7 protein-coding genes are annotated in these 11260 nt (G+C 60.9%); 6 read left to right on the top strand and 1 reads right to left on the bottom strand.

Annotated features, from left to right (window positions below; genetic code table 11):
* Genes K3727_05480 through K3727_05455 form a run of 6 tightly spaced genes read left to right on the top strand, consistent with a single transcriptional unit; the run spans position 1 to position 9762 of the window.
* The gene (locus tag K3727_05480; GenBank protein UWQ92251.1) at positions 1-1017 is read left to right on the top strand and encodes a glycosyltransferase family 2 protein; all 1017 of its coding nucleotides are present in this window, start codon (positions 1-3) and stop codon (positions 1015-1017) included.
* The gene (locus tag K3727_05475) at positions 1014-5603 is read left to right on the top strand and encodes an LLM class flavin-dependent oxidoreductase (GenBank protein UWQ92250.1); all 4590 of its coding nucleotides are present in this window, start codon (positions 1014-1016) and stop codon (positions 5601-5603) included. Before K3727_05480 ends, K3727_05475 begins: the two co-directional genes overlap by 4 nt.
* Positions 5600-6289, top strand: coding sequence for a 4'-phosphopantetheinyl transferase superfamily protein (locus K3727_05470; GenBank protein ID UWQ92249.1), 690 nt, complete (start codon positions 5600-5602; stop codon positions 6287-6289). The genes K3727_05475 and K3727_05470 overlap by 4 nt, the downstream gene beginning before the upstream one ends.
* Before the next feature lies 1 nt (position 6290).
* Positions 6291-7229 carry a hypothetical protein gene (locus K3727_05465; GenBank protein ID UWQ92248.1) on the top strand — a complete coding sequence of 313 codons (939 nt, stop codon included), beginning with the start codon at positions 6291-6293 and terminating at the stop codon, positions 7227-7229.
* Positions 7226-8926: a hypothetical protein gene (locus K3727_05460; protein ID UWQ92247.1), complete on the top strand. Its 1701-nt coding sequence runs from the start codon at positions 7226-7228 to the stop codon at positions 8924-8926. Before K3727_05465 ends, K3727_05460 begins: the two co-directional genes overlap by 4 nt.
* The gene (locus tag K3727_05455) at positions 8899-9762 is read left to right on the top strand and encodes a glycosyltransferase family 2 protein (protein ID UWQ92246.1); all 864 of its coding nucleotides are present in this window, start codon (positions 8899-8901) and stop codon (positions 9760-9762) included. The genes K3727_05460 and K3727_05455 overlap by 28 nt, the downstream gene beginning before the upstream one ends.
* A 194-nt stretch (positions 9763-9956) precedes the next feature.
* Here K3727_05455 and K3727_05450 read toward each other — a convergent pair whose 3' ends face one another.
* A complete protein-coding gene (locus K3727_05450) occupies positions 9957-11162 on the bottom strand; it encodes a glycosyltransferase family 4 protein (GenBank protein ID UWQ92245.1) in 1206 nt (401 codons plus the stop codon).
* Positions 11163-11260: the final 98 nt, after the last annotated feature.

Below are 11260 nucleotides of genomic sequence, written 5' to 3'. Positions count from 1 at the left end.
ATGAAAGAGCCGACAATCCAAATCATCATCCTGAATTTCCGCACTCCGGACATGACGCTCAGATGTATGGAGACCGCTCTGCGCGACATTCGTACGGTGCCGGGCGAAGTATTGGTGATCGACAATGATTCAGGCGATGGCAGCTATGAGCTGATCCGCGACACGGCACAGGAACACGGCTGGTTTGACGATGGACGGTTGCGGGTGATCGCATCGGACCACAACGGCGGCTTTGGGGCCGGGATGAACATCGGCTTTGCCACCCCGCTGTCGAATGGGGCAGATCCCGACTATTTCTACCTGTTGAACTCCGATGCTTTCCCGCAACCCGGTGCCATGCGGCTGTTGCGGGACTTCCTGATGGCCAATACCGGCGCTGGTATGGTCGGCTCTTATTTACAGGGCGTCGATGGGGAACCCCATTGCACTGCGTTTCGCTATCCCACAATTGCAGGTGAATTCGAAGGCGCGGCACGCACCGGGGTGTTTTCGCGCCTGTTGAAGAACGCTGTTGTGCCGATGGGCATCCCGACACAGGAAACCCGCGTCGATTGGACAGCAGGAGCCAGCCTGATGATCCGTCGCGAAGTGATCGAAGAGGTCGGCGGCTTTGATGAGACGTTTTTCCTGTATTACGAGGAAACCGATCTGTGCCACCGTGCCGCCCGTGCCGGGTGGTCCACGCATTACTTGCCAGCCAGCGAAGTGATCCATATCGGCTCGGCTTCGACTGGAATGAAGACTTGGGCACGTACGCCGCAATACTGGTTCGATTCGCGCCTGCATTATTTCACCAAGACCCACGGACGTCTTTATGCGACGTTGGCGACCCTGGCCCGGATCAGCGGCACCCTGATCTGGAAGACACGGTGCCTGATCCAATCCAAACCCCAGGCCGACCCTCCGGGCTTTCTGGGCGATTTGATCACCCATTCCATACGCGCGACAGCACGACGCCATCCCACCACCCGTCGTGAGCCTTCCCACTCCACCCTTGTTTCGGAGGACCCCAAATGACCGCTTTTTCCTGTGTCGTCATCGGAAATGAATCCCTGCTGATCGGCTGCAGCGATGCGCTGCTGGACAAGGGCCACAGGATACGCGCGGTGGTGTCTCAGGACGCGGACATCCGCAATTGGGCCAGCGGCAAGGGATTGCCGGTGTTGGACCAGATTTCGGATTTGGCTCAGGCGGGGCCATTTGACTGGTTGTTTTCAATCGCCAATCTCAGCCTGCTGTCCGACGACATCCTGGCGCTGCCGGCGCGGGGTGCTTTGAACTTTCACGACGGCCCTTTGCCACGGCGGGCGGGGTTGAATGCACCTGTCTGGGCGCTGATTGACGGCGATGACCGCTTTGGCATCACATGGCACATGCTGGAACCGGGCATCGACACCGGCGACATCGTCGAACAGCGGATGTTCGACATTGCCGAAGGTGAAACCGCATTTTCACTCAATTCCAAATGCTACGCCGCCGGGCTTGACAGCTTTGGTGCTGTAATTACGCAACTTGAATCGGGGGGGCTCGATCGCACGTCTCAGGATCTGAGCCAGCGCAGCTATCACGGTCGAAATGACCGCCCCCGTGCCGCTGGGCGGATTGATTTCACCGATCATACGACTGATATTCTGGCGTTGGTCAATGCGCTGGACACAGGACCTTATTGGAACCCGCTCACCTGTCCCAAGATCGAAATCGCGGGCGAGGTCGTTCTGGTATCTCAGGCCGCCCATGCGCTGGGACACGGCGCGCCGGGCAGCGTGATCGAAGGCACAGGCGACAGCCTGACCATTGCAACCGGCGATGGTGCTGTCCGTCTATCGGAATTGCGCGATGCCTTTGGTCAGAGTTTTGACCTGTCCGGAAAAACCCAGGTCGGGCAAGCCCTGCCCTCGCCCGATGCAGCCCTGGCCGCTGCCTTGGAAGACGGGCTGACCCGCTGTTTGCCCGGTGAAACCCGCGCGCGCGCGGCCCTGCAACAGATGCGCCCGACCACAGCCCCCCTGACCCACGACACGGGAAAGACCGGAACGCTAGCTCGGGAACTGCTGTTGCCAGGTACGCTGGGCACGGGCCAGATCGCCGCGGCGACGCTCGCTTGGGCGTTGCGCAACACAGGCGAAGACATCACCGACATCGCCCTTACCACGGACAAAATGCAACACCAGACCCGCCCGGGTTATGTCACGGGATGGCGCCCGCTTCAGGCCCGGCGCGATCAGCGGTTCACGGATCTGACGATCGCGCTCGACACGGCTCTGTCAGTCGCATTGGATGACGGTGGCTGGCCCTGTGATCTGGTCGCGCGAGATCCAAATCTTGCCGGATTTTCCCAGCCCGCCATTGCCCTTTCTCTGAACTACGACGCCCCACTGCCCGGCAGCGTCCTGACCCTTGCGATCACCCGAGACACCGCCCGGCTGTATGCGGATGGCGCGCACATGGATCAAACGGCGCTGGCCCTGTTGGCCGCCCGGCTGGAGCTGCTGTTGAATGCGATCGCAGATGGCGTCGGCGACAAGACGTTGGCCGAACTGCCGATCCTTCCTGACACAGAACGCGCCCGTCTGTTGCGCGACTGGAATGCAACAGCGTCCGAATTTGACGCCAACCTGACCATTCACGCCGCCTTTGAGGCTCAGGCACAGCGCACACCTGATGCCACCGCGTTGATTTTCGAGGGAGACGCCCTGACATATGCAGCTCTGAATGCGCGTGCAAACGCGACTGCCAAGCGGCTTCAGTCGATGGGCGTCAAACCCGGATCGCATGTTGGCCTTTACACACGGCGCTCCCCAGATCTGTTGATCGGCGCTTTGGCCATTCTCAAGGCTGGCGGTGCCTATGTTCCGCTGGACCCATCCTATCCGGCGGACCGGATCGCCCATTACATCACGGACAGCCGCGCACAGGTGATCGTGACGCAGGCCGATCTGGAGGACACGCTCCCACCACATCAGGCCCAATGTCTGATCCTGGATGCCGCCCCGGCGGACGCCAGCGCAGACAATCTGGATGGCGGTGCCACAGGCGCGGATCTGGCCTATCTAATCTATACCTCCGGCTCGACCGGCACGCCAAAGGGCGTCATGGTTCGTCATTCCAATGTGTCGAACTTCTTTGCCGCGATGGACACGCGCATTCCCCATGCGATCGGTGACACCTGGCTCGCTGTCACCAGCCTCAGCTTTGACATTTCGGTGCTCGAACTGTTCTGGACTCTGGCGCGGGGGTTGCGCGTGGTGCTGTCCAGCGACGAAAGCCGCCTGACCCTGTCCAACGGTGCCCCCACTGTGTCAGACCGGCGGATGGACTTTAACCTGATGTATTGGGGCAATGACGACGGTCCCGGTCCCAAGAAATACGAACTGCTGCTGGAAGGTGCCAAATTTGCCGACGCGCATGGGTTCAATGCGGTCTGGACCCCGGAACGGCATTTTCACGCCTTTGGCGGCCCCTATCCGAACCCTTCGGTCACCGGGGCAGCCGTGGCCGCCGTCACCCAAAACCTGAGTGTCCGCGCAGGCTCTTGCGTTGCCCCGCTGCACCACCCGGCCCGCATTGCCGAAGAATGGGCCGTGATCGACAATCTGACCAATGGCCGCGCCGCTCTGGGCATTGCGTCGGGCTGGCAGCCGGATGATTTTGTCCTGCGCCCCGAAAACACCCCTCCGCAGAACAAACCGGCGATGTTTGAAACCATCGACGTCCTGCGAAAATTGTGGCGGGGCGAAGCCGTGGATTTCCCGCGCAAGGACGGCAGCATGCACACCGTTGTCACCCAGCCGCGCCCGGTCTCCAAGGAATTGCCGCTGTGGGTCACCACCGCCGGCAACCCTGACACCTGGCGCGAGGCCGGGCAGATCGGTGCCAATGTGCTGACCCACCTGCTGGGCCAAAGCATTGACGAAGTCGCGGGCAAGATCCGCATCTATCACGAGGCGCTGCGCGAATCCGGACACAACCCGGACGATTTCACCGTCACACTGATGCTGCATACCTATCTGGCCGACACCCGCGAACAGGCGCGCGATGTGGCGCGCGAGCCGATGAAGGATTATCTGCGCGCCGCCGCCGGACTGATCAAACAATACGCCTGGGCGTTTCCCGCGTTCAAAAAACCCAAGGGTGTGAACAACCCCTATGAAATGGACCTGGGCATTCTCAGCGACGCGGAACTCGAGGCCATTCTGGACTTCGCCTTTGAACGCTATTTCGAGGATTCCGGATTGTTTGGCACGATCGACGATGGTGTGCGCCGCGCGGAGGATCTCAAACGCATCGGGGTGGATGAAATTGCCTGTCTGATCGACTATGGCATCGCGCCGGATGTGGTTCTGGAAGGGCTGAAGCCATTGGCCGAAGTGCTGCGACTGGCCAACGCGCCAAGCGAATTGGCAATGGACGACCATTCCCTGGCGGCACAGATCCAGCGCCACACCGTAACCCATATGCAATGCACCCCGTCGATGGCCCGCATGATTGCTGCCGATGATCAGGCACGGGTTGCCTTGGGGCATCTGCAACACCTGCTGATCGGGGGCGAAGCCCTGTCCGGTGATCTGGTGGCCGAGCTGCACGCCTGTACCAGCGCGCAGATTCATAATATGTACGGGCCGACCGAAACGACAATTTGGTCCACCACACAGACCTTGGGGGCGGCACCGCGCGGTATTGCGGACATCGGCAAACCCGTTGGCAACACGGCCGTCTATGTGCTGGACGAAACGGGCCATCCCGTGCCGACCGGAGCACCGGGCGAGCTGTATATCGGTGGCGCGGGCGTGACCGCCGGGTACTGGCAACGTCCCGATCTGACCAAAGACCGATATGTCTCCGACCCCTTTGCCCAGGGATCGGCACGCATGTATCGCACCGGAGACCTGGTGCGCTGGCGGGTTGATGGGCGTCTGGCCTATCTTGGGCGCACGGACCACCAGGTCAAAATCCGCGGCCACCGGATCGAACTGGGCGAGATCGAAACCGCCATGAGCCGTTTTGCAGGGGTGACCTCTGCCGTGGTGCTGGCGCGGCAGATGGCGGGCGGAGACGAACGGCTGGTGGGGTATGTAACGACCAACGCACCGGTTTCCGAAAACGCGCTGCGGGCACATCTGTCGGCAACTCTAACGGACATCATGGTGCCTTCGACCATCGTGACGTTGGATGCCATGCCCTTGACGCCCAACAAGAAAATAGACCGAAAGGCGCTGCCAGATCCGCAACCGATCCGCAAACCAACCGAGACCACAGTCAGCGCGCCGATCCAAGGCACTGCGGCAAGAATTGGTGGTATATGGGCCAAGATCCTGGGCCTGACGGATATTCGCGACGACGACAATTTCTTTGATCTGGGGGGGCATTCGCTGCTCGCCGTACAGGCACATCGGGAAATTCGCGATGATCTGGGCGCGGTGAAACTGTCGATCACGGACATTTTCCGCTTTCCGGTGCTGGGTGCCCTGTCAGCACATGTGGACAAGCTGACCGGAGGCCCGGTAGAACCGGAAACAGCAGATCCGCAAAACACGATCGACAAGTCCCAGACCATGTCGAAGCGCCGCGCGATGCGGGCAGGACGGCGGACCAAGACCGGATGATCACAGACGTGACAGACAGAACCAAAGCGCGGCTGGACCTTGTCCGGCCGCTTTTCTCTGCCTCGCTTGGCGTGGCGGTGACCGACCCCCAGGCCCAGGCCCCCGCGCCAATGGCCGAGGAGATCGCGGGTCTGTCACCGCGCGCCGTCGACAAACGCCGCCGTGAATTTGCCGCCGGGCGCCATGCAGTGCGCATTGCCATGGCCCAGATCGGCGTGCCTGCCGCCCCGGTGCGTGTCGGATCTGATCGTGCGCCCATCTGGCCCGACGGAATTGTAGGCGGTCTGACCCATACGACCACCTGTGCCATTGCCGTTGTGGGCCGGCGTGCGCCGGTTCACAGTATTGGCGTTGATGTCGAAGAGGACACACCGCTGAAGGAAAAACTGCTGTCAGAAATCTGCCTGCCTCGGGAACAGGTCTGGCTGGCGAGTCAGGCGGACCCGCTGCGTCTGGCCAAACTGATTTTTTCCGCCAAGGAGGCAGCCTATAAAGCGCAATATCCCTACAGCCGCACAGTGTTCGGCTTTTCCGGGATGGAAACCGAATGGGATTTGGCGCAGTGCCGTTTTACTGCACGGTTACAGCGCGATGTCGCCCCTTTTGCCACTGGGCATCGGTTCAACGGGCGCTTTGCCATGGGACAGGGGATTCTGGTGACTGGCGTTGAAATGGAGGCCGTCTGACATGTTCCGTCTTGGAATAGTTCTGGTGTTGCTGGCGTTGGCTGGCGTGACCTGGTGGTGGTTCAGCGTAGGTCGCAAACCCTCCCCCGCCCAAATCGAACAGGCCTATACCGCGCTGCCTGCCCCAAAGGGGCCTATGGCGGTTTATCATCTGGGTCACTCGCTGGTGGGGCGCGACATGCCCGCCATGCTGGCACAACTGGCGGGCGCGGACCACGCCTATGGCAGCCAATTGGGATGGGGCACCTCGCTGCGCGAACATTGGGAACCCGAATTGCCGATCAACGGGTTCGAAACGGAAAATGCGCACCCCCGTTTTCGCCCTGCACGCGACGCGATTGCTTCTGGCGACTATGACGCCGTGGTGCTGACTGAGATGGTCGAAATCCGTGACGCCATCAAATACCACAGCAGCGGCAAATACTTCTCCCTGTGGGCTGACCTGGCCCGTCTCTCCAACCCCAATACACGGGTTTACCTCTATGAAACCTGGCACCGTCTGGACGACCCTCAGGGGTGGCTCAACCGGTTGGACGACGACTTGAGCCGCCATTGGGAGGATCAGATCCTGCTGGCAGATCTGCCCCAGGCCGGGAACCGCCCGGCCCGTTTGATCCCCGCTGGGCAGGTCATGGCCCGTTTTGCCCGGATCGTGACAGAACAGGGAGGCATCGGCGACCTGAGCGGTCCCGAGGATCTGTTTGCGCGCAATGACGATGGCACGCTTGATACCATTCACCTGAACGACAAGGGGGCATATCTGATCGCCCTGACCCATTTCGCCGTACTTTACCAAAGGTCGCCCGTTGGTCTGCCACATCAATTGTCCCGCGCTGATGGCACCCGTGCCGATGCGCCCTTGGCCGAGGCTGCCGCGCTGATGCAACAGGTTGTCTGGGACGTTGTCACCTCGCTGCCCAAGACCGGGGTGGCCCGATGAAATTTCTCACCCGCCTGATAATCGCCATCGGCCTGATGCTGGCGACTGTTGCAACAGCACAAACACCCCAAACCGACCGCGGTCAAATGGCCGTCAATCTGGCTGGCGTCACCGATTGGGGCACCCAGCAACCGTTTATCGACGTGTTCAAGACCGCGCGTTCGTGGATCGGGCATCTGCCGCGGCAATGGGGCGGTGCCTCTCATGAAGACCTGAAAGCGGCTGATTATCTGGATGCCAATGGCTGGCCGGTTGCAATCCCGCCCGAACTGGGTTCGATCGGAACCGTCATCCTGACCGGACTACCCCCCGAAGCCAGCTCTGCCGCCGGGCGCTATCGGTTGGGGTTCGATGGCAATGGCATCGTCGAAGTCGGAGGGCGCGCCAGCAAAGTGCGCTATGGCAAGAACGAAGTGACATTCGACTTTACCCCCGGTCCGGGATCCGTCGACATCCGCATTCAACGCACTGATCGCGCCCGCAAGGGCGATTACGTGCGCAACATTACCGTTGTCAAACTGGACAACATCGCCGCCTACGAGGCCGGAGAAATATTCAACCCTCTCTGGCTCAAGCGCCTCGAGGGATTTGCGCTGTTGCGGTTCATGGATTGGATGCACACCAATAATTCCACCCAGCGCCATTGGAAAGATCGCCCGCGCCCGGATGATTACACCTGGGCTCACATCGGTGTGCCTGCCGAAATTATCGTGGCCCTGGCCAATCAGGTGGATACCGATCTGTGGATCACCATGCCTCATCTGGCCGATGACGAATATGCCAGAAACTGGGCCGAAATCGTAAAACCCACCTTGTCAAACGGTCGGCGCGTTTATCTGGAGTATTCGAACGAAGTCTGGAACTGGCAGTTTCAACAGGCCATTTGGGCTGATGAACAGGCCCGGGCCCGATGGAACACACCGGATGCCTGGTTACAGTATTACGCCGCCCGTGCCATCGAAATTGCGGCCATCTGGACCGAGGTTTTTGGCCCCGAAGCATCCGACAGTCTGGTTCGTGTCCTGTCCAGCCAAACCGGATGGATGGGGCTCGAAGAGCAGGTGCTGGAAGCCCCTCTGTGGCGCGCCGAAGAGCCAGGTCGCCCGCGCCCGGCCGATCTGTTCGACGCCTACGCGATGACAGGATATTTTGGGTACATGCTCGGCACCCAGGAACATTATGAATTGGTCAAAGGGTGGATTGCCGACAGTCTCGCACGGGCACAAAAGCAGGCTCAGGATCAGGGGTTGAGCGCGCAGGAACAACAGGAGTATGTCGCGGCGCATCGTTTTGATGCGGCTGTTTCACTGGCTTGGGACGACTTGCTTGATGGCTCTTCCAGCGGTGATCTACGCACGTCCCTGGCTGAGCTGTTGAACACGACCCTTCCGTATCAGGCTGACGTGGCAGAAAAAAACGGTATGCAGCTTGTTCTGTACGAAGCGGGGTCGCATGTGGTCGGTGTCGGGCCAATGGTCGATGACCCCGAATTGACCGCGTTTTTCATCCATCTGAATTACAGCCCCGAGATGGGGCTCTTGTACGAAGAACTTCTGGCGGGCTGGGCGACCCTGTCTGACGGTGTGTTCACCGCATTCAATGATGTGATGGCCCCAACAAAATGGGGCAGTTGGGGGGCCTTGCGTCATCTCGATGACACCACGGCGCGATGGGATGCGCTGGAGGCGGCCAAGTGAACCTGAGTGTGCTGATCCCGGCCCATAACGAAGCTGCCTATATTGGTCCCTGCCTCAGCGCGCTTTTGGCGTCAGAGCCATTTTGCAGTGAGACGACCTGCGAGGTACTGGTCCTCGCCAACGGCTGTACCGATGCAACAGTCCAAACAGCACAGACCTTTCAGGATCAGGCCAGAGCACAAGGATGGACCTTGCGGGTGCTGGACCTCGAGCAGGGGGGGAAACTCAATGCGCTGAACTGTGGGGACCGGGCAGCAACGGGGCAGATACGTGTGTATCTGGATGCGGATGTGACCGTAGACCCGGACCTCCTGCCCCAGCTGGCCACGGCGCTCGATACCACGGTGCCATGTTACGCCAGCGGACATCCCCGAGTTTCGCCAGCGCAAAGCTGGGTGACGCGCACCTATGCGCGGTTTTGGCAAAAGCTGCCGTTCCTGAATGAAACCGCCCCCGGGTTCGGGGTGTTTGCGATGAATGCAGCGGGGCGCGCGCGGTGGAAACAATGGCCGGATATCATATCCGACGACACCTTTGCCCGGCTGCAGTTCACGCCGTCCGAACGGATCGGCGTACCCGCCGGCTACGACTGGCCCATGGTCGAAGGGTTTGCCCGGCTGACCCGGGTACGACGCCGTCAGAACAAGGGGGTCGAAGAGATCGCAGAACGCTACCCGATGCTGATCCCGAACCAGACGCCTGCCCCTGCCACAACGGGTCAGATCGCGCCACTGGCGCTGGGTGATCCCCTGGGGTTCATCATTTACGCACTGGTGGCAGTGGCCGTGAAAACCCCCTTGTTTGCCTCACAAACCCGATGGGTTCGCGGGCGATGACCACGTCCATCGTCGGACCCGGGCGGGTCCGGCACGGAACTGACGTCTGGTCTGCGCCCGCACCGGAGGCTTTGCCGCCGGTGCCCTGCCCAACGGGAGGCGGCGCATCTTTGATGCGTCACCGACGGGCGGGAGCTCTGCGTGCCCAGTTTTGCACCGTGCGTATAGCAAGTTACCTGTGGGCCCTGACCGTCTCAGGGGCCGGACTGGCGAAACAGACCGGCCAGCTTTGCCGCTTGGGTATCCACGTCATGGCGCTGCATCACCCGGGCATATCCAGCCCGTCCCATGGTGCTCAACCGGGTGATGCCCGTGTCAGCCACCCGTACGATTGCCGCAGCCAGCGCCGTACAATCGCCTGCGGGGACCAACCATCCGGTTTCGCCATCGCGCACCAACTCAGGCGTCCCCGCCACATAGGTGGCAATGACCGGGCGTTGTGCAGCCATTGCCTCCATCACCACCATCGGCAACCCCTCGGCAAAGCTGGGCATCACCAGCGCATGGCAGCCTTGTAGCCGTGCGGTTACCTCGGCCTCCGACACCCAGCCGGTCAACGTGATCCGATCAGTCAACCCATGTCGGTCTATTGCCGTTTCCAGTTCAGCGCGCATTTCACCGTCACCAACCAGGGTCAGATGCACGTTGGGATGGCTGTCGCGCACCCGCGCCATGGCCTCGACCAGGACCATTTGCCCTTTTTGCTCCACAAACCGGCCGATTGACACCAATTGCACCGGCCCCTCGGGCATCGCGACCGGCTCCACGAACTTGGTCGGCTCGATCCCACAATGCACCACATGCAGCCGCTCCCAGGTGGTGAAACCCGCCCAACGGCTCAACTGGCTGCGTCCAAACTGGCTGACCCCGACTGCAAACGCCGCATGATCCAGTTTGGCTCCCAAAGACAATGCCCTTGGTGCATCAAATTCTTCGGGTCCATGGGTCGTAAAGCTGAACGGCGGCCCGCCCAAGGTTCGGCACAACAGGGCCACGGCGGCGGCATTGGTGCCAAAATGCGCATGACAATGTGCTATTCCAGCCCTTTGGCACTGCCGTAGAACCCAGGCCGCTTCGGCCAGATAGATCACGTGCCGCAACACCCCCACATGCGAAACCCGCCCCATCCGCCAGGTCAATACCAGCGCCGAAATCCCCCGGACAGGGCCGCGCAACAGAACGCCCAGCAACGCCATCAGCAATCCCACCGACCCGGCATCCAGCACATATTGGGTCCGGTCTGCCTCGGCCTGATCCTGCGGATCCACCAACCCAACGGACGCACGGCGCATTGCCAAGCGGTCGATCACAAACCCCTGACGCTCCAGCGCCTGAATTTCGCGCCGGATAAAACTGTGTGAAGGTTGCGGATAGGTATTGAGGATATAGCCAAGTTTCAAAAGCGTACACCAGATCAAAGGGTTCTGCGCAGACTAACCCGACGCCAGCCTGCAGTCCAAGATTAACACACAGACGCCCGGTTCGAACGCAGCAGACA

It is taken from the genome of Rhodobacteraceae bacterium M382 (assembly GCA_025141015.1).
Taxonomy (GTDB): Bacteria; Pseudomonadota; Alphaproteobacteria; order Rhodobacterales; family Rhodobacteraceae; genus Aliisedimentitalea; species Aliisedimentitalea scapharcae.
The sequence above is the reverse complement of the archived record's forward strand: the minus strand, read 5'-3'. Positions and strand labels throughout refer to the sequence as shown.